The 26,987-nt window shown below is 58.5% G+C and carries 23 protein-coding genes and 1 tRNA gene; 13 read left to right on the top strand and 11 right to left on the bottom strand.

The features are described 5' to 3' along the window. Both SVU69_10185 and SVU69_10180 read left to right on the top strand, forming a co-directional pair. A partial coding sequence (locus SVU69_10185) for an FAD:protein FMN transferase (protein MDY6943367.1) occupies positions 1–276 on the top strand: 276 nt, incomplete at its 5' end. Between the two features lie 159 nt (positions 277–435). After that, positions 436–1,086: a hypothetical protein gene (locus tag SVU69_10180; GenBank protein MDY6943366.1), complete on the top strand. Its 651-nt coding sequence runs from the start codon at positions 436–438 to the stop codon at positions 1,084–1,086. Between the two features lie 6 nt (positions 1,087–1,092). Here the strand turns inward: SVU69_10180 and SVU69_10175 are convergent, their stop codons facing one another. From SVU69_10175 to SVU69_10160, 4 genes are all read right to left on the bottom strand, one after another. Beyond that, complete coding sequence (locus tag SVU69_10175; GenBank protein ID MDY6943365.1) at positions 1,093–1,986, bottom strand: thermonuclease family protein; 894 nt, start codon at positions 1,984–1,986, stop codon at positions 1,093–1,095. Between the two features lie 97 nt (positions 1,987–2,083). Further along, positions 2,084–2,485 carry an OB-fold domain-containing protein gene (locus tag SVU69_10170; protein MDY6943364.1) on the bottom strand — a complete coding sequence of 134 codons (402 nt, stop codon included), beginning with the start codon at positions 2,483–2,485 and terminating at the stop codon, positions 2,084–2,086. Continuing rightward, positions 2,482–3,678: an acetyl-CoA acetyltransferase gene (locus SVU69_10165; GenBank protein ID MDY6943363.1), complete on the bottom strand. Its 1,197-nt coding sequence runs from the start codon at positions 3,676–3,678 to the stop codon at positions 2,482–2,484. Before SVU69_10165 ends, SVU69_10170 begins: the two co-directional genes overlap by 4 nt. 245 nt (positions 3,679–3,923) lie before the next feature. Continuing rightward, the gene (locus tag SVU69_10160) at positions 3,924–5,066 is read right to left on the bottom strand and encodes a patatin-like phospholipase family protein (protein MDY6943362.1); all 1,143 of its coding nucleotides are present in this window, start codon (positions 5,064–5,066) and stop codon (positions 3,924–3,926) included. Positions 5,067–5,236: 170 nt separating this feature from the next. Here SVU69_10160 and pmbA point away from each other — a divergent pair, with 170 nt between their 5' ends. From pmbA to SVU69_10145, 3 genes are all read left to right on the top strand, one after another. Beyond that, positions 5,237–6,589: a metalloprotease PmbA gene (pmbA, locus tag SVU69_10155; GenBank protein ID MDY6943361.1), complete on the top strand. Its 1,353-nt coding sequence runs from the start codon at positions 5,237–5,239 to the stop codon at positions 6,587–6,589. 274 nt (positions 6,590–6,863) lie between these two features. After that, positions 6,864–7,529, top strand: a complete 666-nt coding sequence (maiA, locus tag SVU69_10150) for a maleylacetoacetate isomerase (protein MDY6943360.1) — start codon at positions 6,864–6,866, stop codon at positions 7,527–7,529. 66 nt (positions 7,530–7,595) lie between these two features. Further along, positions 7,596–12,419: an NAD-glutamate dehydrogenase gene (locus SVU69_10145; protein ID MDY6943359.1), complete on the top strand. Its 4,824-nt coding sequence runs from the start codon at positions 7,596–7,598 to the stop codon at positions 12,417–12,419. 21 nt (positions 12,420–12,440) lie between these two features. Here SVU69_10145 and zapE read toward each other — a convergent pair whose 3' ends face one another. After that, positions 12,441–13,652 (bottom strand): cell division protein ZapE, encoded by a 1,212-nt coding sequence (zapE, locus tag SVU69_10140; GenBank protein ID MDY6943358.1) that lies wholly within the window; start codon positions 13,650–13,652, stop codon positions 12,441–12,443. A 179-nt stretch (positions 13,653–13,831) separates the two neighbouring features. Here zapE and SVU69_10135 point away from each other — a divergent pair, with 179 nt between their 5' ends. Continuing rightward, positions 13,832–15,721, top strand: a complete 1,890-nt coding sequence (locus SVU69_10135; GenBank protein ID MDY6943357.1) for an oligopeptide transporter, OPT family — start codon at positions 13,832–13,834, stop codon at positions 15,719–15,721. Between the two features lie 68 nt (positions 15,722–15,789). Here SVU69_10135 and SVU69_10130 read toward each other — a convergent pair whose 3' ends face one another. After that, positions 15,790–16,551 (bottom strand): lysophospholipid acyltransferase family protein, encoded by a 762-nt coding sequence (locus SVU69_10130; protein ID MDY6943356.1) that lies wholly within the window; start codon positions 16,549–16,551, stop codon positions 15,790–15,792. Between the two features lie 65 nt (positions 16,552–16,616). On the opposite strand from SVU69_10130, the gene SVU69_10125 reads away from it, so the two are divergent. Beyond that, complete coding sequence (locus SVU69_10125; GenBank protein ID MDY6943355.1) at positions 16,617–17,735, top strand: GGDEF domain-containing protein; 1,119 nt, start codon at positions 16,617–16,619, stop codon at positions 17,733–17,735. Beyond that, positions 17,728–18,669 carry a site-specific tyrosine recombinase XerD gene (gene xerD, locus SVU69_10120; protein MDY6943354.1) on the top strand — a complete coding sequence of 314 codons (942 nt, stop codon included), beginning with the start codon at positions 17,728–17,730 and terminating at the stop codon, positions 18,667–18,669. Before SVU69_10125 ends, xerD begins: the two co-directional genes overlap by 8 nt. A gap of 32 nt (positions 18,670–18,701) precedes the next feature. On the opposite strand, the gene fdxA is transcribed toward xerD, so the two are convergent. The 4 genes from fdxA to SVU69_10100 form a co-directional block, all read right to left on the bottom strand. Beyond that, on the bottom strand, positions 18,702–19,025 hold the full coding sequence (gene fdxA, locus SVU69_10115; protein ID MDY6943353.1) for a ferredoxin FdxA: 324 nt from the start codon (positions 19,023–19,025) through the stop codon (positions 18,702–18,704). Positions 19,026–19,139: 114 nt separating this feature from the next. Then, positions 19,140–19,679 (bottom strand): NUDIX hydrolase, encoded by a 540-nt coding sequence (locus SVU69_10110; protein MDY6943352.1) that lies wholly within the window; start codon positions 19,677–19,679, stop codon positions 19,140–19,142. Positions 19,680–19,865: 186 nt separating this feature from the next. Further along, a complete protein-coding gene (locus SVU69_10105) occupies positions 19,866–20,261 on the bottom strand; it encodes a hypothetical protein (protein MDY6943351.1) in 396 nt (131 codons plus the stop codon). Between the two features lie 293 nt (positions 20,262–20,554). Next, positions 20,555–20,641, bottom strand: a tRNA-Leu gene (locus tag SVU69_10100). Positions 20,642–20,717: 76 nt separating this feature from the next. Between SVU69_10100 and queA the strand changes: the two genes are divergently transcribed. The 5 genes from queA to secF all read left to right on the top strand — a co-directional run bounded on the left by queA (position 20,718) and on the right by secF (position 26,119). Further along, positions 20,718–21,770, top strand: coding sequence for a tRNA preQ1(34) S-adenosylmethionine ribosyltransferase-isomerase QueA (queA, locus tag SVU69_10095; GenBank protein ID MDY6943350.1), 1,053 nt, complete (start codon positions 20,718–20,720; stop codon positions 21,768–21,770). Then, positions 21,770–22,885 carry a tRNA guanosine(34) transglycosylase Tgt gene (gene tgt, locus SVU69_10090; protein ID MDY6943349.1) on the top strand — a complete coding sequence of 372 codons (1,116 nt, stop codon included), beginning with the start codon at positions 21,770–21,772 and terminating at the stop codon, positions 22,883–22,885. Before queA ends, tgt begins: the two co-directional genes overlap by 1 nt. Positions 22,886–22,965: 80 nt before the next feature. After that, positions 22,966–23,298, top strand: coding sequence for a preprotein translocase subunit YajC (gene yajC / locus SVU69_10085; protein MDY6943348.1), 333 nt, complete (start codon positions 22,966–22,968; stop codon positions 23,296–23,298). Positions 23,299–23,326: 28 nt separating this feature from the next. Next, entirely contained in the window at positions 23,327–25,177 is a 1,851-nt protein-coding gene (secD, locus tag SVU69_10080; protein MDY6943347.1) for a protein translocase subunit SecD, read from the top strand. 9 nt (positions 25,178–25,186) lie between these two features. Continuing rightward, positions 25,187–26,119: a protein translocase subunit SecF gene (gene secF, locus SVU69_10075; protein ID MDY6943346.1), complete on the top strand. Its 933-nt coding sequence runs from the start codon at positions 25,187–25,189 to the stop codon at positions 26,117–26,119. A gap of 8 nt (positions 26,120–26,127) precedes the next feature. Here secF and SVU69_10070 read toward each other — a convergent pair. Beyond that, on the bottom strand, positions 26,128–26,987 hold an 860-nt coding region (locus tag SVU69_10070; GenBank protein MDY6943345.1), incomplete at its 5' end, for an inositol monophosphatase family protein.

Raw genomic sequence — 26,987 nt, 5'->3', positions numbered from 1 at the left:
TACCACCACATTATCGATCCCAAAACCGGTTATCCGGTCTCCGGCGTTCAGTCGGTGACGGTGATCCATACCGATGCAGGGGTTGCGGACGCAGCCGCGACGGCTTTGTTTGTTGCGGGCGTCGATCATTGGCCTGAGGTCGCGCGAGCGATCGGGGTGCGCTATGTGCTGCTTGTAGACGAGGCCGGTCGTGTCCATGCCAACCCGGCGATGGCGGCTCGTTTGCTGTTCGATTCAGGGGATCAGCCGGCCGTCATCGTAAGCTCGCCACTTTAAAAAGTGCTTTGGAGTCGAGCTGCCGGCATTCAAGTTTAGTTCCGGGCCGCCGTTAACCAAGTCAACGGGAAGTGGATCCCCAAACCCCGCTTCCTGCCACGGTACATTCTTACTGCCAAGCGTCCCCGGCTCGGCAGTTTCGACTCATTGGGTGCAACCATGACGACTAGTGCATTGGAAATACCAGTCGCGCCGACCCAGTCCATTCTCGACACATTTCGGCGCATGCCTTTTATGGAAGATGCGTACCTGTATGTGCAGGCACGCAATATCTGTTCGATGAATCGCTATCTGAAAGTGATTGAAAACGATCTGAGATCGAAATACCCCGATCCCAAGTCTATTCCCACCGACGATGGCGACTTTCTGGCCGCGACCACCGAAATATGGTTGCTCAGTGTTTATGACCTCTTGTCCAATTGGCGCGACCGTGCCCGGCTTGTGTTGATGCAGGATAAGTCGGTTGAAGCCGAACCGGTTGGGCCGGTATCGCGGAACGAAGTCTTGTCAGGCAACGTTCTGTTTCAGAAGGCTTTGAAGAAAGTGCAGTGCGATACGCAGTACGCGCGCAAGCTTCGCCGTCACGCGGTTGCCGTAGAGAAGGTCTTCAAAGAAGTGAAGTGCATCCGCGACGTATTGGCCAAGCAGGAGGTGTTGCGCAGCAAAGGCGCCCACGTAGGGCGTATCGCGCATAACCGTATCGACCCCTACAGTGGTTCAATCTCGTATTTTCTACGGGCTAAACATGGCAACGTCCGCGGCGTATGCCGCGCAGAAATTGCCGACCAGCTGGCGCAGTTGATTTCCTGATCCGACTCAGTTGAGGGCCGCCGGGACCAGGTTCAGGCGGCCCACGGCAGCATTGACGTCCGCAGGCCAGATAAACAAACGGTTGTACGGCTCAACCCGGTGATAATCCGCCGGGTGATAAATCTCCCGGCTGGTGAGATCCGCACAGTAACGGCCGACCCAGCTGTATTTTTTCGAGCTGCTCAGCTTGCTTCCTTGCACGAGCTTCTTGGTGACTTCCCACAGTCTATAGCACATCCGAAACTCATAGCCGGTGAGTGTGAGCGGGTCAGCCCACGCGCCACGGCCTTCGACAACGGCCCGCTTGGCGACGCTGTGAAACCACTCGAGATCAGTATGTCGCGGTAGGCTGGGGAAAATCAGAAATGGCGCCGCCCATCCGGACTCCACCATCAGCAGGTTGAACGTTGCTCGATCCCAGCGGGTCATTTGCTCCCGTTCTTTCGCGGAGAAACTGGGCGCCACGTATGCCAGCAACCGGCCATACTGATCAAAGGGTTGATCGGCCGCCCGCAAAAACAGTGATCGCTTGGACCCTGTCGGGCGGGTTAGGCGTTGATCCAGCAGCGATTGAAACGCTTCTGTAGCGGCCTCTCCTTGGGCCTTTTGAAGTGTGCCGGCCTGTCCGCTTGCCAGTTTGGGCGTCAGATGGGCGGCCAGGTCGTCCGGAACGGGCGCCTGGCCGGCGGTAAGCCATTGGGCCAACTCGGCCAGCCGTTCGTCGTGTCGCACCGGGTTTTGACGTCCGGGGTAGTGAACTTCCGGGGTGTCGATACTCAGCATGCGAATGGATACGGAGACATAGGGCGTATCGCCGTCGGTGATCCTCAGGAGTTTGTTTTGACCCAGGGTATCCAGCTCCAAACCGGTCGGGTCCCAGAAGATTTGTATCTCTGACATCAGCTCGGTCTCCTCAGTCTGTGTCTATTCGGTGCTCGCCAAAGAAAAAGGGCAGCTCCTGGAGCTGCCCTTTTTCCGGTACGACTTAGCGCATCACTTATGCCGGCTCGAACACCGGGAAGTGACGGCCCTTGGGAAGCTCTTCCCAAGTGACTTTCACCGGCATGCCCACTTTGACATCTTCCGGTGCGCAATTGACGATGTTACTCATGAAACGCACGCCTTCTTCCAGCGTGATGAGCGCTACCACATAGGGTACTTTGGCCGCCATCGCCGGGTTGCCCGGTTTGCGCATTACGCTGAATGCGTAAACCTCACCCTTACCGCTGGCTTCCCGCCATTCCACTTCACCGGTCTTGGGCGAGACAACGATGGGTTCGCGCGGGTAGTGAACGTAACGCTTGGTTTCCGGGCTGTACTGGATAACCAGCTTCTTTTCTTCGGTTGCCTTCCAGAATGGCTCGGCGTGGGGAGATGTCCCCATCATCATACGGCTCATAGTGCTTCCTCCGTACCCAGAACTACAGTCGAGCAGGCCGACAAGACGCCGCCCACTCCATGCGCGACCGCCAGCTTGGCGTTATCCACTTGCCGGGGGCCACATTCGCCGCGTAATTGGCGGGTGGCTTCGACCAGCAGGAACATGCCGTACATGCCGGGATGGGTATAAGAAAGACCACCGCCGCTGGTATTGGTGGGCAGGGCGCCGCCTGGGCCAAGTTTGCCGTCTTCAACGAACGCGCCACCTTCACCCTTTTGACAAAAACCCATGTCTTCCAGAGACATGAGAACGGTGATGGTGAACGAGTCGTAAGTCATCACCAAGTCGATGTCGTTGGGCGTCACCCCGGCCATGTTGAAGGCTTTGGGGGCGGATACCGCGCCCGGCGTGACGGTCAGCTCCGGCATTTCGGAAATCATCATGGCGTGGTCATGATGAGTTCCGGTGCCCAGCACGTAGACCGGCTTCTTCTTCAGGTCTTTGGCGCGTTCGGCGGATGTGATGACCACGGCGCCTGCGCCGTCCGTGACCAAGCAGCAGTCATACCGGTGAAGGGGATCACAGACCATGGGTGAGTTCAGGACGTCCTCGACGGTCATGGGGTCCTGATAGCGTGCCCGAGGATTTTTTTCAGCCCACTGGCGGGTCGAGACAGCGATCTGTGCCAATTGCTCGGAGGTGGTGCCGTAAAGGTGTTGATGACGGCTGGCCGCCAAGGCATAGGCGCCGGCGGGCAGCATCAGGCCCGATGGCATTTCCCACTCCAGAAACGGCGGGGGGTTCTTGCGGTCGAAGGCGCTCATCATGGCCTGCATGCCGCCGCCCAGACCACCTTTCGCACGCGGCGTTTGGGCATAGACGGAAACGGCCACTTCACAAAGACCCAGCGCCACGGCAGCGGCAGCGTGTTCGATGTGGACCTCGAAGCTGGAACCACCGGTCATGGTGCTGTCGGTATACTTCGGACGAATGCCCAAGTGTTCCGCCAGTTCCATGCTGGGCATCATTAATCCGGTGCAGAAAAGACCGTCCACATCGGACAGCGATAAGCCGGCATCTTCCAGCGCGGCATGCACCATTTTCACTTCGAGCTCACGCTCGGTCATTTTCAGCTCGCCCGTGGGCGAGACTTCGTCCGCGGCACCGACGATACACGCCTTGCCGCGTACATAGCTCGGATCGTACGCCATAGTTTCCCTACTCTATTTCAGTTAATAAAACTACTTCGGGCCTGCGTTTGTCGCTGACCCTGCCGGCTTGAATGCGTCAATGAAATCACCGTCATTCGAGCCGTATTCCCTGTCTGTTTACTCGCCCCGGGAGTGGTTCTCCTCACGCAGGAGTACCGGGGCGGACGGTGGCGGAATATCTGCTCACAGATGGGTGAGGCTAGGTGATTTGCCTCCGGAAGGCAAGATCGAAAGCGCGGCGTAGCTCAGAAAAACAAGAACTTCTTCAGTGACTCGCTTTGATCCATGGCGTCTCGATAGCCGAGATCGATCAAGGCACTACAAAACACTTGGTCAAACAACAAGTAGCTGGGAATGGGGCTGTCCTCATCCATCGCGCCGATGCCACGAAGCAGGTGTCGAACGGGGCGGGGGAAGGCCTTGCGATAGTGCTGGGCGACGGGTCGCAAGTCTTCGCTCGGCACGAGAATTTTCAGTTCGACTTTGCGTAAGGGGCGTCCGTCTTCCGTGGGTGGTTGGTCTCGGGGAAGCGCGCGAACGAGGTCATTGACGCGACCTAAGCGTTCGGCGTCGCTTTGTACGCTATCCATGAACAGCGTATCGAGAACATAGCCACCGATGTCGCCGAGGCTGGGATACTCAGGTCGGTCGCTGGGCAACGGTTCGCCGCGGGTGACGTCGTTTCGGGTTCCGACAACCAGCAAGCGTTCTGCCCCGAGGTGAATGGCGTGGCTAAGTGGTGTGCTTTGGCGCATGGCGCCGTCACCCATATATTCTCCGCCGATTCGGACGGCCGGAAACAGCAGCGGAATCGCCAGTGATGCCATGACGTGGTCCAGGTTGATTCGAGCCGGCACACCCCGTCGGCGTATCCGCTGCCAGGGCCGGATGTGTTCTTCTCCCTCGTAAAAGCAGATGGTCCTCCCGGTGCTATAACCCGAAGCGGTGATGCCCACCGCGCGCAGATGGCCCTGCAGAATGTTGAGACTGATTCGGGATAGTCTCAGGTGGCTCTCCAGCAAGCCGCGAAGCGGAGTATTGTCGAGCAAGCATCTGGGGTTACGTTTGCCGAGCCCACCGGATGCCAGGGCGGCGACCCAGTGCGCGCCGGATTTATAGATGGTGCCGGCGTCAGTTCGAAAGACCTTGTTCACGTGCATGTGTTTCCACGTGCCGAGCAAGTGTTGGACGCCCTGCCCAAAGTTGGCCGCGTCTCCGGCCAGTGCTGCGGCATTGATAGCGCCGGCGGAGGTTCCGGTGATGATCGGAAATGGGTTTCGTGTCGGATTCGGCATGAGTTCCGCAAGCGCGCGAAGCACCCCGGCCTGATATGCGGCCCGGGCACCGCCACCGGTCAGAATGAGTCCCAAATTCGGTCTGATTTGCATTGTTTTCGTCCAAGAGCCCGACGAGTCGAATGACGGCCCGGAGAGGTGTTTCTTGAGTTGATGCGGGACGGTGCCGCGAAACCGGTAATCCGCCGTCTGTCGCCAGCTGAGCCTGTGGTCGCTAGAATCGTTCGTTCGATCCCCGGAATCAACCAAGGAGCGTGCCGCCAATGAGTGATGGCGCTGACAGTCTGCTTTCGCGCCGTGAACAACTCACGGATCTTGTTGAACACGTTTTGGCGCAAGCCAAGGCAAAAGGGGCTACTGCCGCGGAGGTGAGTGCCGGGTTGAGTACCGGGTTGAGCGTGACGGTGCGCATGGGCGAGGTGGAAACGCTGGAACATCATCGTGACCGGGGTTTGGGTATCACCGTCTACTTCGGTCAACGCAAAGGTAACGCAAGCACGTCGGATTTTGCTCCGGCGTCGATTCAAGAAAGCGTGGAAGCCGCGTGTTCCATCGCCCGCCACACGGAACCGGACCCGGCCGCCGGGCTGGCTGATGCCGACCGAATGGCCGTCGATCCGCCTGAGCTGGATCTCTATCACCCCTGGGATTTGTCGGCCGAACAGGCCGTGGAGTTGGCGAGAGACAGTGAACGCGCGGCACTGGAGGTGGATTCCCGGATAACCAATTCCGAGGGGGCCAGTGTGCATGCCGGCGCCGGTCTTTCGGTGTATGGCAATAGCCATGGGTTTGTGGGCGTCAAGCAGGGTACCCGCCATAGCATCGGTTGCAGTGTGATTGCCTCCGACGGGCAGGGGATGCAGCGAGACCATTGGTATTCAGTGGCCCGTCATGCCGATGCCTTGGATACACCCGAAGCGGTGGGCCAATTGGCCGGTTCGCGGGCGGTGCGTCGGTTGGGCTGCCGGCCCATCCGTACCGGGCAGTTTCGGGTGTTGTATGCTCCGGAGGTCGCGCGTGGGTTGATCGGGCACTTCGTGTCGGCCGTGAGTGGTGGCAGTCTGTATCGGCGGGCCAGTTTCCTCCTGGATCAAAAGGGGCAGCCCGTGTTTCCTGCGGGATTTCGAATTGACGAGCAACCTCATTTGCACGGCGCCCTCGGCAGCGCGGCCTTCGACGGTGAAGGCGTGGCGACCGCGCCGCGCGATCTGATCTCCGATGGTGTGTTACAAGGTTACGTGCTCGATAGCTATAGTGCCCGGCGGCTGAATATGGAAACGACCGGCAACGCCGGCGGTGTCCATAATTTGGTGGTTGAACCCGGCACCCAGGATCAGACCTCGCTGTTGCAATCGATGGGTACGGGTTTGTGGGTGACCGAGTTGATGGGACAGGGCATCAACATGGTCACTGGCGACTATTCCCGCGGCGCGGCGGGGTATTGGGTGGAGAACGGCGAAGTGGTCCACCCGGTCGAAGAGATCACGGTCGCCGGTAACCTACGGGATATGTTTCGGCAAATCCTGGCCGTGGGTAATGACGTTGATTTGCGCGGGAATATCCGTTGCGGATCATTACTGGTCGACGGGCTGACGATTGCCAGTGGTACCCAATAACGATTGCTCTATTTAGTCCGTCACCAGGGCAAAGGGAACTCTCGGCTTGCGGGGATGGAATCCGTATGCCATCTTTTCCGGACGTCCATGGCTGATGACACCCGTTTGCCATGGACATCGGTCGGGCACGCCTGCGCTCCCCTCAAACCAGTGGGCAGCATTGGCGTGTCTTGCAACTACTCAGGGATTGGGTGGATCCCCGTCCGGATGGTCCTGTAACCGAACTTACCGATTAAATCCGGTGCAGGGACCGAGCAGCAGGAGGCCCCGCGCCATGGAACTGTTCACCTATTGCCGCAGCGTTGCGGCGCATCGCGTTCGAATCGTCTTCAACTACAAAGCCATTCCTTATTCATCCAAATTTGTGCGTCTGGAATCGGACGGCGGTGCCGCCCATCAATTTCGCGCACTGAATCCACAGGGCCTGGCGCCCGTGCTGGTACACGACGGTCAGGTGATCACGCAGTCCATGGCCATCATGGAGTATCTCGAGGAACAGGTCGCGACCCGACCCATGATGCCAGCGGGATGTTGTGAGCGTGCGCGCGTTCGGTCGCTGGCCCAAATGTTTATTTCGGATATTCAACCGCTCCACAGCATGCGGGTACTGCGCTACCTGCGTGATCGCCAGGCAATGAGCGAACAGCAGCTCGACAAGTGGTTCGAATACTGGATTCGAATCGGTCTGGAGGCCGCGGAAGTTCGACTGTCAAGCGAGCCTGAGACCGGCGTCTATTGTCACGGAGATCAGCCTACGCTGGCCGATGCCTGTCTCGTACCCGAAGTTCACCTGGCGATGCAGCGTGGCCAGGATCTCTCAGCTTTTCCCACGGTTCGCCGAATATACCGTACATGTATGACACTGGGGTCTTTCCAGGCCGCCGCACCGGAGACCCAATTGGATGCCATGCCCGAGCCCGTGCAAATCCTATCCGCTTAGTCGGACTTAGCATTTGTCGCGGCGCATGGCGGTTTCCCGAGAAGCGGAATCGTGGAGCGCTGATGCATGCGTCGTACCGAGAACAATAAACGGGCGCTTATTGACACCGTTCTGGATCGTGTCCAGGAGAATCACACCGATCCGGTCATGACACAACTCGGGAATTTCGCCCGGGAGTACTACCGGAAAGTACCGGAAGAAGACCTACTCACCACCGATACCGACACGCTCTACGGCGCCGTTCTTGCTCACTGGCGGTTTGGTGCTGTCAGGCCGCCAAACGCGCTTAACTTGCGGGTATATCAGCCCACCGTTGAACAGCACGGTTGGTCATCCCGGCACATCATCGTCGAAATGGTCAATGACGACATGCCGTTTTTGATCGACACCAGCTTGATGATTCTGCATGAGCATGGATTTACCGTGCGGCTCACGGTGCATCCGGTGGTATTCGTCCAGCGCGATGCGGAGGGCAAGTTGCTGGCGGTCAGTGCCGAATCCCGTGAACAACCGGGTTGGCTCGCCGAATCCTTTGTTCGCTTTGAGGTGGAGCAAGAGCTTCGGGACACAGATCTGGCGGCGCTCGAGCAGGCGCTGCGAGCGGCATTGATGGATGTTCGGTTGGCGGTGGCCGATTGGCCTGCGATGCGAGAGCAAGCGATCGCATTAACGGCTGATTCGATTTTACATACATTGCCCGTCGAAGAAGACATCGCGTTGGAAGTGCGCGATTTCGTACGCTGGCTGGCGGACGACCATTTTACGTTCCTCGGTTACTGCGAATACGAGGTCGAACGGGACGAATCGGGCGTCACGTTGTTGCCGATCACAAGCTCGCGCCTGGGTATTAATCGATCCGCAGGCGAATCATCCACGCCCACCAAGTTGACCGGTAGTGTGATCGACCAAGTCGCGGCCACCGGTCCGTTGGTGCTGAGCAAAGCGAACGCCCGTTCCACCGTCCATCGGTCTGGTTTTCTGGATTACGTCGGGCTGAAGCGCTACGACGACCAGGGCAACGTGGTTGGAGAGTATCGGTTTCTCGGGCTGTATACGTCGTCAGTCTATGCTCGCAGCGTTCGCGACATTCCTTTGCTCAGAAGCAAAGTGGCACGGGTGATGGCGCATGCGGATCTGCGCAGCACCAGCCATGCTGGAAAGGCGTTGCTGCACATTATGGACACCCTGCCACGTGACGAACTGTTCCAGGCCTCGGTGGATGAACTCTATGAGATCTGTGACGGCATTCTGAGCCTCCAAGGTCGCGAGCGAACCAAACTGTTCATCCGCCGTGATCCCTACGGCCGGTTTTTCTCCTGCCTGGTCTACATTCCGCTGGACCGGTACCACTGGGAAGCCCGTGAGCGTGTCGAAGCTATTTTGAGGCGTATGCTCAATGGTGGCTCCACCGAGTCGACGGTCCGGGTGGGCGAGTCGGTGATGGCCCAATTGCACGTGAATGTGCGTGAATGTCCAAGTGGCACAGAGCCCGCGGACTTGGCGTCGATTGAGTCGGAGATCGTACGTGCCGTTCGCTCGTGGAATGACGATCTGCGCGATGTGTTGACTCGCCGCTTCGACTATCGACGGGGTTACGAGTACTTCAATCGGTTTCGAAACGCCTTTCCCGCGAACTATGTCCATGACTTTTCGGCGGAGGTGGCCGCCGATGACGTGGAACGGATGGCTGCGCTGACTGCCAGCTCGCCGTTCGCCATCCAGCTTTATGAACAAGTCGGTGGGGATGGCAGCCGCGTTCGCTTGAAGCTGTATCAACTTGGGCGGCCGATCTATCTGTCCGACGCCCTTCCGATGCTCGAGAACATGGGCCTGCGTGTGCTCAGTGAACGCCCCTATGAAATCAATGAAACGGACAACGCCGATGGATCGGTTTGGATTCATGATTTTGAGTTGACCCATGCCATCGGTTCGGCATTGGTGGTCGCGGATGTCCGCGATGCGTTCCATGAAGCGTTTGCCAAAGTCTGGTTCGGTGAAGCGGAAAACGACGGCTTCAATCGCTTGGCATTGGTCTGTCGGTTGACCTGGCGACAAACGACGGTGTTACGGGCGGTCTATCGTTACCTGTTCCAAACCGGATTGGCTTTCAGCCAGAACTATGTCGAACAGGCGCTGGTTGAAAACAGCCGCGTCGCTTCCTTGCTCGTGGCGATGTTCGAGTCCCGGTTCGCCCCCGATTTGGGTGCGCGACGCGAACGGGAGGTGATATCCACCGCCCAAGCGTTGGACGATGCGCTCGACCAGGTGGCGAGTCTCGATCATGATCGGATATTAAGGGCGTTCCTGGAAGTATTCCGGGCGACGTTGCGGACCAACTATTTTCAGCGTCAGGCCAACGGCGCGGAAAAGGCATTGATGTCTTTCAAGTTTGACCCGGAACGCATCCCCAACCTACCCAAGCCGCTGCCCAACTATGAGGTGTTCGTCTACTCACCGCGGGTCGAGGGTGTGCATCTGCGCGGCGGCAAGGTCGCCCGCGGCGGTATTCGCTGGTCAGATCGGCGGGAAGATTTCCGCACCGAGGTACTCGGGTTGCTCAAGGCCCAGATGGTCAAGAATTCGGTCATTGTTCCCATGGGTGCGAAAGGTGGTTTCGTGGTGAAGCAACCCCCTGCCGGTGGCGGCCGCGAAGCACTACAGCAGGAGGGTGTGAACTGTTATCGCGCCTTTATCCAAGGGCTTTTGGATGTCACCGACAACTTCGTGGGTGGTGAGATTCAAACCCCAGAAGGGGTGGTGCGCTACGACGATGACGATCCGTATCTGGTCGTGGCGGCCGACAAGGGCACCGCGACTTTTTCCGATATCGCCAACGAAATTTCCCGGGGATATGGTTTTTGGTTGGGAGATGCGTTCGCCTCGGGCGGTTCGGCGGGTTACGACCACAAGAAAATGGGTATCACCGCCCGCGGCGCGTGGGAGTGCGTTAAACGCCATTTCCGTGAGCTGGGCCACGACATCCAAACGGAAGACTTTACCGTCGTCGGTGTGGGTGATATGGGTGGCGATGTCTTCGGCAACGGCATGTTGCTTTCCCGTCATATTCGGTTGATTGCCGCGTTCAATCATCGTCATATCTTCGTCGATCCCAACCCCAACGCGGAGGACAGCTTTCGGGAGCGGAAGCGGCTGTTCGATCTCCCCCATTCCACATGGGAGGACTACGATCCGGCGCTTATATCTCCCGGTGGCGGTGTGTTCGATCGCCAAGCCAAGCGGATCAAGCTATCGGAAGAAATGCGCCGTGCCTTGGGGGTGGCGACCGAGAGCCTGACGCCCACTGAGTTGATCAAGGTCATTGTTCAAGCGCCCGTCGATCTGTTTTGGAATGGCGGCATCGGCACTTACGTCAAGGCGACTGAAGAGAGTCATGTCGATGTCGGCGACCGTGCCAACGATGCTGTCCGCGTGAACGGATCGGATTTGCGGGCGCGCGTGGTCGGCGAAGGCGGAAACCTGGGGCTGACGCAGTTGGGGCGGGTCGAATACGCCCTGAACGGTGGCAAAATCAACACTGATTACATTGACAACTCGGCCGGGGTGGATTGTTCCGACCACGAGGTGAACATCAAGATTCTGCTTAATCCCGCTGTTGTTTCGGGTGCTATGGGCGAGGCGGAACGCAACGACTTGTTGGCGCAGATGACGGGGGAAGTTGCAGCCTTGGTCCTGCGCGACAATTACTTGCAAAGTCAGGCGCTGAGCTTGATGGCTTGCTCCGCCGGGGCGCAACTCGATGAGCATATGTACGTGGTGCGTCGCCTGCGGGACACCGCCGGATTGGATGCCCGACTGGAATTCTTGCCGGGCAAACAGGCGTTAGCGAGCCGGCGGGCTCAAGGGTTGGGGCTGGTTCGTCCGGAGTTGGCGGTGTTGCTCTGCTATATCAAAATTGCCATGTACGACGCGCTGATCGAGTCTGATCTGCCGGAAGATGCCTACCTCGCCGATGAGCTGGTGACCTATTTCCCCAATCCGCTACGGACCCGTTTTCGGCAATCCATGCATGATCATCGCTTGCGGCGGGAGATTATCGCCACCTCGGTCACCAACAGCTTGGTGAATCGAATGGGCGTTTCATTCGCGCAACGGATGCTGGACGACATGGCGACCGATTTGGCGAATGTCGCGCGCGCCTACCTCTGCGGTCGCGAGGTATTTCAGATGAGCCAACTCTGGGATCGGATCGAATCGCTGGATAGCCAGGTGCCGGCAGAGGTCCAGTTGGACATGATGGGCACCACCGCTTCGCTGTTGGAAGATGTCACCCGTTGGTTTTTGGGGCGGCCCGCCCGCATTGTCGATATCTCGCAGACCGTCGACACTTATGCCCCCGGTGTTTGTGAGTACGTACGAATCGCCCACGAGTTGCCCGGTGGGGCGGAAGCAGATGTCATGGCCGCGCGCGCGGAGGCGTTGGAACAAACCGGCGTTCCCGAGGATTTGGCGCGTGAAATCGCCGCCGTGGAAATCAAGCGTCTGGCATTGGACGTGGTGGAAACCGCAGCCCAAACGGACTTGGATGTGGCGCAATCAGGCCAAGTCTATTTTCGTTTGGGTGATCAGTTAGAGCTGACTTGGCTTGTTAATCAAGTCAACCAGTTTGGCGTCACCGATCCGTGGCTGACCCGCGCCTTGAGCGGATTACGTTACGACTTTTTCAATGAGTATATGAATCTGGCGCTCAAGGTGATCCAAAGTAGCGACGAGACAGAAGGCGAACAACGCGTTGTTTCCTGGCTGCAAGAGCGCCCGGATGCCGTCTCGCGCTTTAGAAGCGTACTGCTCGAAATCCAAAATTTGGGCACACTGGATCTCGCGGGCCTATCCGTGGTGGTGCGGGAGTTGCGGCGGCTGGCGGCGTGTTGACTGTCGCCGCATCCGGTTCATCTATGGCCGGTGTTGCTGCGCCAGATAGGCGTGGGACTGCATTTCTTGCAGGCGGCTGAGCGTTCGCTGGAATTCGAAACGGAGTTTTTCCCCCTCGTAGATCGCCTCAGGGGGTTTGGCGGCGGAGATGATCAATTTCACGCTGCGGTCGTAGAATACATCCACCAGATGGATAAATCGGCGGGCGGCGTTCTCGTCTTCCCGACCCATCACGGGCACTTGGCCGATCAACACGGTATGGTGGCAGCGCGCGATTTCCAAGTAGTCTCGCTGACTGCGTGGGCCCTCGCAGATCGCGGGAAAATCGAACCAGGCCACACCATCGCCCAATCCCCTTACGGTAATCGGGCGGTCTTCGACCGTTAACATTGTATCGAGCTGGCCTTCGTCCGGAGTGATTTGTTCGAAGTACTTCAACAGATTGGCTTCGGCTTCATCGTCCAAGGGCGAATGATAGATCTCTGCCGCGTCCAGCTGACGGAGCCGATAGTCGGTACCGTCGTCTATGTGCATCACCCGCGTGTTCTGCTTGATCAGCTCGATGGCCGGAATAAACCGCTCCCGTTGTAAACCGTTTTTGTACAAATCGTCGGGTGGCACGTTTGAGGTGGCGATCAACGTGACACCCATTTGAAACAAATGTTCGAACAGCGTCCCCAGCAACATGGCATCGGTGATATCGGAGACGAAAAATTCGTCGAAACACAGCACGCGGGTGGTTTTTGCAATGTCCCGGGCCACTGTTCGGAGCGGATCCTGTTGCTGTTGTAGATCTTTGAGGCGGGCGTGCACTTCATTCATAAAATGATGGAAATGCACGCGTCTTCGTTCGGGAAAGCGTAAGCACTCGAAGAACTGATCGACCAGAAAGGTTTTGCCCCGACCGACACCGCCCCAGAGGTACAGACCGTGCACCGGGCGAATTCTTCGATGGGTTGCGCTTCCCGTTGCCGCTCGGATGCGCCGGCGGAGAAAGCGGCTCGCTTGCCGTACAGGGGGCGCGGAGGGGGGCTCTGCTTTCGGTGCCAACAGCTCCCGATAGATTTGATCGAGCGCATCGACCACTTTCGCTTGTGCCGGGTCGGGTGAAAAGCCCTCGCGAGTGAGCATGCTTTGGTATCGTTCTCGGGGGCTGTCGCCGGGTTGTTCGCTCGAAGTCACAGCTTGTTTCACTTGGTCGGTTGGCCGATGCCTGTTGTGGACCGTTTCCATCGGCGTGAACCGTCTCGCAGGTCTTGTGCCAAGGCTACGGAACGACGCCAGACATTAACCGAAGATGGTATCAAATCACCTGGCGTCACGGCGGTGTTGGCGTTGCTCTTTGCATCGTTTGTATAGTGGGCGACGGTCGGCCTGTCACCTGGCAATTTTCAATCTCGAAGTTTAGAACAATGAATCATTCCGCCTCCGTACAACTGAGTTTACAAGCAATCGTGTTGGGATTGCTTCTGTCCATGGTGCTGGCTGCGGCGAACACCTATCTGGGTCTATTCGCCGGTATGACGATTTCGGCGTCGATTCCGGCAGCGGTGTTGGCGATGGCGGTTCTGAGGGCGCTGGGGCGCCGGCATGTGCTGGAGACCAATATCGTGCAAACCGCCGCATCGGCCGGTGAATCGTTGGCGGCGGGGGCGATTTTTACATTTCCTGCGTTGATCCTCTTGGATTACTGGCACGTCTTCGATTACCTGTGGGTGACGGTTATCGCCGCCATCGGCGGTTTGCTTGGCGTGTTGTTCACCATTCCGCTGCGACGGGCCTTGGTGGTTGAACACCCCTTGCCGTTTCCCGAAGGCACTGCCACGGCGGAAGTGATCAAACTGGGCGATGGTGCGGCCCGCGGCGCAAAAGAACTCATGTGGGCTGCCGTGGCCGGTGCGGTTGTCAAAGTGGCTTCGACGGGATTGAATCTTTGGCCTTCGGCCGCAGGTGTATCCGGCTTTTTGGGGCGTTCGCCGGTGTTTCTCGGTTTGAGCTTGTCTCCGGCATTGCTCGGTGTGGGCTACATTGTCGGCTTGGAAGTCGCCGTGTTGGTGCTGGCCGGGGGCATGACGGCTTGGTTGGTGGCTATTCCGATCTACGCGCAATTCGGCTTAGAGCCTGTGGCCTTGGAGCTGCTGCGGGCGGAGACAGGATCGGCTGCCGCATTGGCTGCCCAGCTGTGGTCGACGAAAATTCGCTACCTGGGTGTCGGGGCCATGTTGGTGGGGGGGCTATGGGCGTTGGTGTCACTGCTTCCCTCGCTGTATCGGAGTATGCGGAATCATTCGGGTGGCGACGCCACCGCACTGCCTCACGAGCGGGACACGCCCATGCCCGTGGCCTTGTCTCTGGCGCTGATTTTATTGCTGCCTTTGTTCCTGCTGTATCAATCCATCGTGCCGTGGATCGGTGTCGCCATTGCCATGACGGTGATCATGGTGGTTGCCGGCTTTCTTTTCTCGGCGGTAGCGGCCTACATGGCGGGTTTGGTGGGCTCCTCGCACAATCCGGTGTCCGGGGTGACGATTGCCACTTTATTGTTGGCCTCGTTGTTGTTGTGGTGGATGTTGGGTGGGGATCCTGCCGTGGGTCCGGCGGCCGCTATCCTCATTGGCGCGGTGGTCTGTTGTGCCGCTGCGGTGGGTGGCGACAACATGCAGGACCTGAAAGCCGGTTTTCTGGTCGGCGCCACGCCTTGGAAGCAACAGGTGGCGCAGGCGGTAGGGGTGCTATCGGCCGCCTTGGTAATGGCTCCGGTGCTGAATCTGCTATTGCAGGCCTACGGTTTCGGTCCGGCCACGGCCGACCAACCCAACGCCCTGTCCGCGCCGCAAGCCACCTTGATGGCATCTGTCGCCGCCGGCGTTTTTGGTCAGAACCTGCCGTGGGGGCTGGTTGTCTGGGGCGGTGCCATCGGCATGGTGGTGATTGTGATGGACCTTGTGTTGCAGCGTCGGGGCGTGGGCTTTCGTTTGCCTGTGCTGCCCGTCGCGGTGGGGATTTATCTTCCCTTGGAACTGTCCACCACCATCGCCTTGGGCGGGCTGATGGCCTACCTGGCAGGTGCTCGACGTGATCGACCGCCTCACCGGACCGGTATCTTAATCGCAGCTGGCTTGGTTACCGGAGAAGCTTTGGTCGGTATTCTGTTGGCCGTGCCGATCGTAGTCACAGGCAGGAGCGATTGGTTGGCCGCGCCATTTCAACTGCCGGCGGCGGAATTGATCGGCGTATTGATTCTACTGGGCATGGGTGGGTGGCTGGTGCGTGCCGCCACACCGGAAAGCGACGCCGATTAAATCAAAAAGCGCTTTGTCCACCAGGTGCGGGTTGGCGACCAGCGCGGGCCCAACATGGCGGGTATTGTCTAGCGTTTTAACGGGCTTTCGAGCCGATGGGCAATGACGTCGTGCGCGGCTTTGCGCAGTGCGGCGGCGCTACGACGGCCTTTACCCTCGGGCTGGATGGGCGCATCGATTTCTACCGTTAGCGTCCCCCAACGGGGATGCCAACCTTTTGGATCCAATACACTGCGGGTGCCGTGAATGGTGACCGGCACGACCGGTAGGTCCAAATGGGCTGCGGTTAAAAACGCGCCGAGCTTGAAAGGTTGAAGCCCCGGCTCAAGGTGAATGCTGCCTTCAGCGAAAAAAACGATGCTGTCTCCCCGGCCCGCGATACGCAGTATTTCCCGCGTATCTCGCGATGCGTTGGTGGCGCTTGCCCGGTCAACGAACAACGCTCCCAGTCGATTGAGCAGCACGCTGACCAGCGGTACGGTGGCCATTTCTCGTTTGATGACAAAGGCGAACCGCGGTGGCAGAACCGCCATCAGAACGACGCCGTCTAAATAACTGTTGTGGTTGGCCACGATAATCGACGGACCATCGGGGAGGTGTTCCAAGCCCCTGACCTGCGGGGTCAGTCCGCTCATTCGGCCCATGAAACGGGAGGTCAGCCGGGCGATACGCGTGCGCGCCGTCCGTGTCGGCGTTAGGACAATCACTGGGGCCGCCAGCGCGCAGCTGACCGAGAAGACCAACCAGCACCACGCGGCATACCAGATGCTGCCATTGTTGCGGGGCGTCGAGGGACCTGGGGAAGAAGTCGTTTGTCGCTGGCTGGACATGGTTCTATATTATGGTTTGCGTTATTCGAACTGCCACTCACCCGACCCGATTCAACGGAAGCCGAATGGCCAATCCGAAGCAAAAAGATCGATTTCGACTCGCACCGCCCTTCGTATGGGTCAGTTGGGCCGAGCAGCGGCGACAGTATTGGGTGCGGTTTTTCTTTGCCACCATCTTGCTGTTGTACTTCTTGACCAGCGCGAGTTTTCCGCCCGTTCTTTTCGGACGGCAAGGGCTTTTGGGGTTGATCGCGGTCTATTTTATGGGTACCGCGGCCTTCATGTTGCATGCGCGTTGGCAGCCCGAGTCCATGCGCCGTGCCCAAGCGGCCATGTGGTTTGATTATATCGTTTTCGCGCTGGTGATTGCGCACGACCCATCGCCGGTGATTCCCACGATGTTGGTGTTGTTGACGGTCTTGCTCAGCAACGGTCTGCGCTACGGCGAGAGCTTGATGGAATCCGGTTTGGCGGGTGCGATTCTGGCCATTCCTCTGATTTTGGCGCTGCGTGGATGGGGGGGCGGTATCGTACCGGAGATGGGCACCTTCCTCATGTTCTTTTTGTATGCGGTGCTGGCGCTCTACGCTGCGATGCTTATGTGGCAGGTACAGCGTCTACGCCGACGGTTTCGTCATGTCAGCTTCCGGGACGAGGCGACCGGAATGCTTGAGCGCCGTGCTGTGTTCGAAGCAGCCGAAGTAATGTTCAACCTGCATGCACGTAGCGGTCGTCCGGCGGTGCTATTGCTGGTGGACATCCCGGGCTTGCCCCAAATCAGCGACTCGGCGGGTCGGGCCATGGCCAACCGCCTGTTACGGGAGTTTGCCCGTTTGCTGCGGATGAATCTTCGCAACTACGACGTCGCCGGACGGTATCGGTGGAACCAATTTGTGCTTTTGCTACCCGACACCGACGCCCGGCATGCATCGCAAGTGGCGAGCAGGATACGGGAAAGTGCCACCCGTCGTCTGGCGGACTTTTTGGGTCGTCCGGTGACCGTGAACATGGTCATGGCGCAAGCACCCTTGGACGCCACTGATTTCGGGGCATTGCTGGAGAAATCCTTGCGAGCCATCGATGCGCTTTCGCGTCTGGATGTTCCGGTGAAAGGCGTTCCCTTGATCAGCGAAGTCGAAGATCTCGTTCGCGTCCGCTCGAATCCAAACCCCGCCTATGAGTGAAGAGCTTGACAGCGGCCCCCAGCCGAAAGCGGGAGCGGCGGTCGAGCCGAACGATCGCGCGCAGATCGATCGTTTTATCGATCGCCTGTGGGTCGAGCAGGGACTGGCCGTGAACACGCAGAGCGCCTATCGGTCAGATCTCATGCATCTGGCCGCATGGTTGAATGAGAAAGGCGTTGATCTGGATCGGGCCGAGCGGGAACACCTGCTGGCGTATATGGCTGTTCGCGGCCGTGAGGTCTCGCCGCGCTCGTTGGCGCGTCAGTTTTCCAGTATTCGGCGATTCTTTCAGATGCGAAGCCATGACCAAGAGCTGAGAGAAGATCCCTCAGCGCGCATCGACATGCCGCGTTTGGGGCGTCCGTTACCGCGGAGCTTAAGCGAAACTCAGGTGGAAGCGCTTCTCGCGGCGCCGGACGTCCATCGTCCCGAGGGCTTGCGGGACCGAACCTTACTGGAAGTGCTCTACGCCACAGGTTTGCGCGTTTCGGAATTGGTGACGCTGCGTTTGGATCAAACGGACTTGGTGCGCGGCTTGGTGCGGGTGCGTGGCAAAGGCGGTAAGGACCGTTTGGTCCCTCTCGGTGAGGAGGCTGTCGCGTGGATGGAACGCTACTTGAAAACAGGACGGCCGGCGCTCGTGGCACAGCGACGCAGTGACTACGTCTTTCCCACCCGGCGCGGTGAACACATGACCCGGCAAAACTGCTGGCATTTGATCAAACGGTACGCGCGCAAGGCCGGGATTTCCCTCGATCTGTCTCCGCACACCTTGCGGCATGCATTCGCGACCCACTTGGTGAATCATGGCGCGGATTTGAGGGTCGTCCAGATGCTACTGGGTCATTCCGACGTGTCGACCACCCAGATTTACACCCATGTTGCGCGAGAGCGACTCAAACAACTGCACCGAATGCATCATCCGCGCGGATGATGGCCTGAGTCGACTGCTCGGGTTTTGAGGGCTCAGCGTTCCAATTGTTCCAGTTTGTTGGGTTTGCCGTCCCATTCTTCGGCGTCTGACGGGGGGTCTTTGCGCTCGGTAATGACGGGCCAATGCTGGGACAGTTCGGCGTTGAGTTCGAGGAATTTTTCCTGCTCAGCCGACAGATCGTCTTCCGAGAGAATGGCTTCGGCCGGGCACTCCGGTTCGCAAAGTGTGCAGTCGATACACTCCTCGGGGTCGATGACCAGCATATTGGGGCCTTCGTGGAAACAATCCACCGGACACACCTCCACGCAATCCGTGTATTTGCACTTGATGCAATTTTCGGTAACAACGTAGGTCATGGTCCGTTCCCCGTAGGCACTGTGTCTCGACTGAACAACTGAAAAGCGGCCGGATTTTAACCGTTTTGAGCGTGGGGCGCGAGTCTTTGCGGTGAGCCTTTGAGCGCGGGCGCGTTACCGGCGGGCGGGAGCGACGTCTTCAACCCGCGTGACGAACTCACCGCGCCGGCGGTCAGCGAAGTAGTGTTTCAGCGTGAATCCAACGGTAGGGAACGCCAAGTCGTTCCAAGGAATATTCGACTCGCTAAATAGCACCGTTTCCAGCGATTCGAGGCCCGGCGAGAACTCCAAATTGCGGAGCCGTGCACGAAAGAACAGATAAACCTGGTTGATGTGGGGCAAGTTGAACATCGTGTAAAGCTCATCCACGTCCACCTCTGCGTTCGCTTCCTCGTGGGTTTCGCGGATCGCGCCTTCCAGTGTGGTTTCGCCGTTTTCCAGAAAACCCGCGGGTAAGGTCCAGTAGCCATGGCGAGGGTGTATCGCTCGCCGACAGAGCAATACCCGATCTTCCCAAATGGGTAGGCAACCCACCACCATTTTAGGATTTTGATAGTGCACCGCGCCGCAGTGATCGCATACGAACCTGGGCAGGTTGTCACCTTCTGGAATTTTTTGCGCGACACGGTTGCCGCAATGACTACAAAACTTCATGGATGAGCCAAAAGCCGCCAAGGCCAGATGGGGCCGGACCGAACAAACGCTCTGATGTTGCCACCGTGTTATGTGTGCGTCCAGTTCCACAAGCGAACACGGCGCGCCACATCTTCTCCCTTGAAAGACAGAAGGGTTGCCCTGGGGCAACCCTTCTGTCACGGACAATGAGTGGTTCTGGAGAGCTTATGGCAACAAAGCACTCCAGAGATCGGCGCGGTAGTCCACCGAGCCGGCGTGTAAGTTCAGGCCGCCGGCGGCAATGTTGCCGTAGGGGCCGCTGTTGTTTGCCACGACGTCCGCTTTGGCCCGGTAGCTGTCTGCGCGATCATGCAGCTCCGTGGCGCGCGCTTCGGTGCCGGCGTCTGCGACCTCAAGACCCGCGACGATGGTGGCTTCTTTCACAGCAACGGCGGCGTCGTACGCGATATCACCCAGAACCATCTTGTAGTCTTGAAAGGCATCCTGAAGGAAGCCTTGCCCATGGACGTCGGCCAAATCGGTATGGCTCATGGGCTGCAACTCAGCGCTCACGGTAAACGGAAGGGCACAAGCTACTGCAATAATAGATAGTTTTTTCATTTTGAGATCTCCAAATTAATTGATATTGATAATTGACTATTTAGAGGTCTCCCTTACCCTGTGTAAGACAAAATATTGATTTTGTTTTTATTATTTAGAAGGCGAGCTCAATCTATCATCGGTTTTTTCCGTCCGCAAACTGTCTCTATAATGAGACACGTCATAAGTATGACCGTCGCCGAACGGTGACATCGCGCCACGGGAACACCTTGCCCGTATGGCTATCCGAACGCTGAGGCGCGAATGTGGTGATGGGTGTGGGATCTGAAAGATTGAGAGTTTAAGAAGGAATGTGGTGCCGGGAGCGAGAGTCGAACTCGCACTCTGTTTCCAGAACCGGATTTTGAGTCCGGCGCGTCTACCAGTTCCGCCATCCCGGCTTGGGTGCAGGCTGCGAAGTATAAGAGATTCCGCGCCGCGCGCAAAACGGCTTGTGACTTGCTAACATGCGCCGCCATGCGACGTTCTGATTTTTATTACGATTTACCGTCGGATCTCATCGCTCAGTCTCCGGCTGAACAGCGGGGCATGTCTCGCCTTTTGCGCGTGGACGGTGCTTCGGGGCAGTGCGAGGATTTATCGTTTGCCGATTTTCCCACCCAGCTTTCGGCGGGTGATCTTTTGGTGTTGAACGATACGCGTGTATTCCCGGCGCGCTTCTGGGGCCGGAAGGCGTCCGGTGGGCGAGTCGAGGTGTTGTTGGAGCGGGTCTTGGATAATCATCGGGTGCTGGCGCAGGTTCGTGCCAGTAAGTCGCCCAAAGCCGGCAGCCACTTGGTGTTGGAGGGTGATCTCGACGTCCGGGTGGAAGGGCGGCAAGAAGATTTGTTCGTGCTGCACTTTGCCGGCGAGGAGACCGTTTGGGATTTGGCGGAGCGGCACGGCCACATTCCCCTCCCGCCTTATATTGATCGTCCCGATGCCGATTTGGACCGGTCGCGCTATCAGACTGTCTTCGCGCGAGAGGCGGGGGCGGTGGCGGCACCGACTGCCGGGTTGCATTTCGATGAAGCGATGCTGGATCGGCTCCGTGCGTCGGGTGTCGATGTTGCGTTTGTGACCCTTCATGTCGGCGCAGGGACGTTCCAGCCGCTGCGAGTCGATGACGTCGCGGCGCACGTGATGCACGCCGAATGGCTTCGGGTACCGCCGCAGACTTGTGCTGCCATCGATGAGACGAAAGCGCGGGGCGGTCGGGTTGTCGCCGTGGGCACAACGGTGGTTCGGGCCTTGGAGACGGCTGCTGCAGCGGGTCGACTGGCGCCGTTCGAAGGCGATACCCAGTTGTTTATTACACCGGGTTATCGATTTCGCGTGGTGGATGCTTTGCTGACTAACTTCCACCTCCCGGAATCGACCCTGTTGATGCTGGTGTGCGCGTTTGCGGGGCGGGAAATCGTGCTGCGTGCCTATGCCCATGCGGTGGCCGCTCGTTATCGTTTCTTCAGCTACGGTGACGCGATGTTGCTGACTCCCGCGCCAGATGCATGCCTTGGGTCGGAGCGCTGATGCGATTCGAGTTGCTTGGGCGGTCGCAAGCGGCGCGTCGCGGTCGTTTGACGCTGGCGCACGGCGTGGTGGAAACGCCTGCCTTTATGCCAGTGGGGACCTACGGCACGGTCAAAGCCATGACCCCGGAGGAACTGCGGGGCATGGGTGCGCAAATCATTCTAGGCAACACCTTTCATTTGTTCCTCCGGCCGGGCCTGGACGTCATTGAAGCCCATGGCGGGCTGCATCGTTTTATGCACTGGGACGGCCCTATTCTCACCGACTCGGGGGGATTCCAGGTATTTAGTCTGGCGGAACTGAGAAAGTTGACCGAGGATGGCGTGCACTTTCGCTCCCCGGTGGACGGCAGCCCGGTCTTTTTGAGCCCGGAGCGCTCCATGGAGATCCAGCGGGTGCTGGATTCCGACATCGTGATGGTGTTCGACGAATGCACGCCCTATCCCGCCACGCCGGAGGCCGCCGAGCAGTCGATGGATTTGTCGCTCAGGTGGGCCAAGCGTAGCCGCGAAGCGCACGGTGATAATCCCAATGCTTTGTTCGGCATCGTGCAGGGTGGCATGTATCCCGAATTGCGGCGGCGTTCGCTGGAGGGATTGGTGGAGATCGGTTTTGATGGTTACGCCATTGGCGGTTTATCGGTGGGGGAGCCTGAAACCGACCGGTTGAAGGTCTTAAATGCGCTACTGCCGGATATGCCGGCGGATCATCCGCGATATCTCATGGGCGTGGGTAAGCCGGAAGATATCGTCGAGGCGGTGGCGCGGGGAGTGGATATGTTCGATTGCGTCATGCCCACGCGCAACGCCCGCAACGGCCATTTGTTCGTGCACGACGGCGTGGTTCGCATCCGCAATAGTGTCCACCAAAACGACACCGGGCCGTTGGATCCGGATTGTGATTGTTATACGTGCCAGAACTACAGCCGTGCCTACCTGCGTCATCTGGAACGCAGCGGGGAGATTCTCTGGTCGCGGCTCGCCACCATTCACAACTTGCACTACTACTTGTCGCTGATGGAGAAAATGCGGGAAGCGATTGCCGAGGATCGCTTCGAGTCATTCCGCGAGATGTTTTACAGCCGGCGAGGGAAACCGCTGCCGTCTATGCCATAATAGGCCGCCAAAATTCCGGTCGCGGGGAGGATTTCCCGTAACCCACTGAATAAAAAGCCAAGGTCGGAGAGTATGTCATGATGAGTTTCTTCATCGGTGATGCATGGGCCCAAAGTGCCCCCGCAGAACCCAGTCTAATCACCACCCTGCTGCCTCTGGTGGTGCTTTTTGTATTGTTCTATTTTCTACTGATTCGCCCCCAGACCAAACGTGCCAAGCAGCACCGGGAAATGGTGGCCGCCATCAGCAAGGGCGACGAGGTGACGACCAACGGTGGCTTGGCAGGTCGGGTGACCGAGGTCGGGGATAACTTCCTCGAGTTGGAAATCGCCGACAAGGTCGTCGTCAAGGTTCAGCGTCAGGCCATCGGCAGCGTGTTGCCGAAGGGCACGCTAAAGAAGAAAAACTCCTGATACCCGCTCTATCGATAGGCGTCTCGAGATGAATCGCTATCCGGCCTGGAAGTACGTTCTCATTGTTGCGGTTTTGATGCTGAGCGTGATTTACGCCTCACCTAACCTGTTCGGCGAGGATTTGTCCGTTCAAGTATCCCGCACCAGCGGTTTGGCGGTGGATGACGATCTTCTCCAACGGGTGCGACCGATTCTGGATGCGAACAATCTGGACCCGCGCGCAATCGGCCTGGAAGAAGGCCGATTGCTCATCCGGTATCAAAACGATGAGCGCCAATTACGGGCACGTGATCTGTTAGCCACCGAGTTGGGTAGCGACTATGTGGTTGCGCTGAATCTGGCGCCGAGAACGCCCGGCTGGTTACGTGCTATCAACGGTCGACCGATGGCGCTGGGGCTCGATCTTCGCGGTGGCGTGCATTTTCTGCTGGAAGTGGATATGGATGCCGCCGTTGCTCAGCGTGTCGAGCGTTTCGAGTCCGAGATTCGCCGCGCGCTGCGGGAAGAGCGGATTCGTTATTCCGGTGTCGAGCGACGAGCCGAGGGGCTGCTCATTAACCTGCGTAATCCCGAGGATGTCTCCTCCGCCGAGAAACTGCTGGAAGAGCAATTTCCCGAGTTCTCTCTGACCCGTCCGGAAGGTAGCCAGACTCGCTTGGTCGCCTCGCTGACCGAAGCTGAGGCGGCCAACATCCAGGAATTTGCCTTGCAGCAGAACGTCACGACGTTGCGAAACCGCGTTAACGAACTGGGCGTCGCCGAACCTTTGGTTCAACGTCAGGGTGATCGGCGGATCGTGGTTCAACTGCCTGGTTTGCAAGACACCGCGCGTGCCAAAGAAATTCTCGGTAAGACGGCGACTTTGGAATTCCGGCTGGCCGACATGGATGGCGATCCCTTCGAAGCGGCGCGTACGGGACGCGTGCCCATCGGGACGCGGTTATATGAGCATCGCGACGGCCGCCCCGTGTTGCTGAAACGGGATGTGATCGTGACAGGTGATCAACTGGTGGACGCCACCACCGGTTTTGATCAGGACACCGGTGGCCCGGCAGTTCTGGTGACCTTGGACGGCCGAGGTGCCCGGCGTATGGGTCAGACCACACGCGAAAACCTGGGTCGGCAGATGGCCGTGGTGTTTATCGAGAGCCGTAGCGAAATTCTCATGGTGGACGGTGAACCGGTCCGGAGCCGAAGAACGGTGGAAGAGGTCATCAGCCTCGCGACGATTCAAGGTTTGTTCAGCAAGCGATTTCAGATCACTGGCCTGGACCAAGCCGAAGCTAAAGACCTCGCCCTGTTGCTCCGTGCCGGGGCCCTGGCGGCACCGGTGGATATCGTGGAGGAACGCACTGTCGGTCCGAGCCTGGGGGTACAGAACGTTCGGCAAGGCACCAATGCGATCCTGATCGGGCTGGCCTTGGTCGTCGTGTTTATGATCCTTTACTACCGGGTTTTCGGGGTCGTTGCGGTGGTTGCGTTAATCGCGAATCTGGTGATTATCGTGGCCGCGTTGTCGCTGCTACAGGCGACGCTGACCTTACCGGGGATTGCCGGTATCGTGCTCACCGTCGGCATGGCCGTGGACGCCAACGTACTGATTTTCGAGCGTATTCGTGAAGAAATTCGCAACGGGAATTCCCCGCAGGCCAGCATTCACGCTGGTTATGAGAAAGCCTTTTCTACCATCGCGGATGCCAATGTCACCACCTTGATCGCCGCGGTTGTTCTATTTGGTTTGGGCAGTGGCCCGGTTCAGGGCTTCGCGGTGACGCTATCCATCGGGATTCTCACCTCCATGTTCACTGCCATTATGGGGACGCGCGCCTTGATCAACTTGATCTATGGCGGGCGTCGGGTCTCCAAACTCGCGGTATAGGGTGTCGCCGTGGAACTGTTTCGTGTTCAGTCCAAAATCGATTTTATGGGCCGGCGTAAGCTGGCGTCGGTATTGAGTGCGGTTCTACTGATAGCGGCGCTATCGGGGCTCGTGATCCGCGGGCTCAATTTTGGTATCGATTTCACCGGCGGGGTCTTGGTGGAGGTCAGCTACCCCGAGGCGGTCGAACTGAACGTGGTTCGGCCCCAACTGGCGTCGGCGGGATTTGCCGACGCCATCGTCCAGCATTTCGGTACGTCGCGAGATGTGCTGATCCGGATACCGCCTCGAGATGATATTGAGAACGAGCGGATCAGCGACGCCGCCTTTGCCGTCCTCCAGGGGCAAGAACCGCAACTGAGCTTGCGCCGCGTGGAGTTTGTCGGTCCGCAGGTCGGCGAAGAGCTGGCTAATGATGGTGGCCTGGCCTTGCTGGTGGCCTTGCTCGGCATTTTGATCTATGTCGCGTTGCGTTTCGAGTATCGATTCGCCCTGGGCGCGGTCGCCGCTTTGGTTCATGACGTTCTGATCACGCTCGGGATGTTTGCTTGGACTCAGATCACCTTCGATCTCAGTGTCCTGGCCGCCTTGTTGGCGGTGATCGGCTATTCCCTCAACGACACCATCGTGGTGTTCGATCGGATTCGGGAGAATTTCATCGATTTGCGCAAAGTGACGCCGACCCAGGTCATCAACGCCTCTATCAATCAAACGCTCTCGCGTACCTTGATGACCAGCTTTACGACGTTGTTGGTGTTGTTGGCTTTGTTGTTCATCGGGGGGGCGGCCATTCAGGCTTTCGCCATCGCCTTGACGGCGGGTATCGTGGTAGGAACGTATTCTTCTATTTATGTGGCCAGCAATTTGGCTCTAATGTTGGGAGTCAACCGGGCGAATTTGCTGCCCGTGAACAAAGACGATCAACCCAAAGAGCAACTGTAATCGGTGGGCTAGTTCGCGCCGCCGAGTTCCGGTGTGAGGTGGGGTCGAATACGTTTGACCAGTGCGGAAAAAACTTTGGGGTTGCCGCACACCACGTGGCCTTCGTGAAGAAACTCCGGTCGGCCGGATAAGTCGCCGACCAATCCCCCGGCTTCCTGGACCAGCAGTGCACCGGCCGCGATATCCCACGGTTGCAGACCGATTTCCCAGAAGCCATCCAGCCTCCCGGCTGCCACGTAGGCGAAATCAAGCGCCGCGGCGCCGGCACGGCGAATGCCGGCCGAATGGGTGGCGATTTCTTTCAACATGTCGAAGTAGGGATCGGCGTAGCGTAAATCGCGAAACGGTATGCCCGTCCCGATGACTGCATGATCCAGCGTCCGCTGGCCGGCCACGCGGATTCGCCGGTCATCCAAGAACGCACCGCTACCCCGGCTGGCAGAAAACATCTCTTGGCGCATGGGATCATAGACGACACCGTGCTCAAGTCGGCCACGATGCTGGATACCGATAGAGACGGCGAAATGGGGAATACCGTGAATAAAGTTGGTCGTGCCGTCCAGGGGGTCGATGATCCACACGATCTCGTGGTCGCCGGAGGCGCCGCTCTCCTCGGCCAGAAAGGCATGATCGGGATACGCTTTTCGGACCGTTTCGATGATTTCTTGTTCGGCCATCTGGTCGACCTCGGTGACGAAGTCGTTGCGTTGTTTGGTGCTGACCGTGATGGCGTCCCGTTGATTAACCCGTCGGGCGATGATGTCGCCTGCCCGGCGCGCGGCGCGCGTGGCGATATTCAGTAAGGGGTGCATAGTCAGACCTGTAAACGCTTCTGATGGGCGGATGCCATCGCGAGCGCGCAAGAATA

The organism is Pseudomonadota bacterium, from assembly GCA_034189865.1.
In the GTDB taxonomy this organism is placed as follows: Bacteria; Pseudomonadota; Gammaproteobacteria; order UBA5335; family UBA5335; genus JAXHTV01.
Note: the sequence above shows the minus strand (reverse complement) of the source record. Positions and strands in the feature narration are given on the sequence as shown.

Bases quoted from the DNA above. Each gene is read 5' to 3' on its own strand.
- SVU69_10160 (MDY6943362.1), bottom strand. From the start codon at position 5,066: ATGCAAATCAGACCGAATTTGGGACTCATTCTGACCGGTGGCGGTGCC.
- zapE (MDY6943358.1), bottom strand. From the start codon at position 13,652: ATGGAAACGGTCCACAACAGGCATCGGCCAACCGACCAAGTGAAACAA.
- fdxA (MDY6943353.1), bottom strand. From the start codon at position 19,025: ATGACCTACGTTGTTACCGAAAATTGCATCAAGTGCAAATACACGGAT.
- SVU69_10180 (MDY6943366.1), top strand. From the start codon at position 436: ATGACGACTAGTGCATTGGAAATACCAGTCGCGCCGACCCAGTCCATT.
- SVU69_10110 (MDY6943352.1), bottom strand. From the start codon at position 19,679: ATGAAGTTTTGTAGTCATTGCGGCAACCGTGTCGCGCAAAAAATTCCA.
- SVU69_10130 (MDY6943356.1), bottom strand. From the start codon at position 16,551: ATGTCCAGCCAGCGACAAACGACTTCTTCCCCAGGTCCCTCGACGCCC.
- SVU69_10105 (MDY6943351.1), bottom strand. From the start codon at position 20,261: ATGAAAAAACTATCTATTATTGCAGTAGCTTGTGCCCTTCCGTTTACC.
- SVU69_10125 (MDY6943355.1), top strand. From the start codon at position 16,617: ATGGCCAATCCGAAGCAAAAAGATCGATTTCGACTCGCACCGCCCTTC.
- yajC (MDY6943348.1), top strand. From the start codon at position 22,966: ATGAGTTTCTTCATCGGTGATGCATGGGCCCAAAGTGCCCCCGCAGAA.
- SVU69_10170 (MDY6943364.1), bottom strand. From the start codon at position 2,485: ATGAGCCGTATGATGATGGGGACATCTCCCCACGCCGAGCCATTCTGG.
- xerD (MDY6943354.1), top strand. From the start codon at position 17,728: ATGAGTGAAGAGCTTGACAGCGGCCCCCAGCCGAAAGCGGGAGCGGCG.
- SVU69_10145 (MDY6943359.1), top strand. From the start codon at position 7,596: ATGCGTCGTACCGAGAACAATAAACGGGCGCTTATTGACACCGTTCTG.
- SVU69_10165 (MDY6943363.1), bottom strand. From the start codon at position 3,678: ATGGCGTACGATCCGAGCTATGTACGCGGCAAGGCGTGTATCGTCGGT.
- queA (MDY6943350.1), top strand. From the start codon at position 20,718: ATGCGACGTTCTGATTTTTATTACGATTTACCGTCGGATCTCATCGCT.
- SVU69_10175 (MDY6943365.1), bottom strand. From the start codon at position 1,986: ATGTCAGAGATACAAATCTTCTGGGACCCGACCGGTTTGGAGCTGGAT.
- pmbA (MDY6943361.1), top strand. From the start codon at position 5,237: ATGAGTGATGGCGCTGACAGTCTGCTTTCGCGCCGTGAACAACTCACG.
- secD (MDY6943347.1), top strand. From the start codon at position 23,327: ATGAATCGCTATCCGGCCTGGAAGTACGTTCTCATTGTTGCGGTTTTG.
- tgt (MDY6943349.1), top strand. From the start codon at position 21,770: ATGCGATTCGAGTTGCTTGGGCGGTCGCAAGCGGCGCGTCGCGGTCGT.
- SVU69_10135 (MDY6943357.1), top strand. From the start codon at position 13,832: ATGAATCATTCCGCCTCCGTACAACTGAGTTTACAAGCAATCGTGTTG.
- maiA (MDY6943360.1), top strand. From the start codon at position 6,864: ATGGAACTGTTCACCTATTGCCGCAGCGTTGCGGCGCATCGCGTTCGA.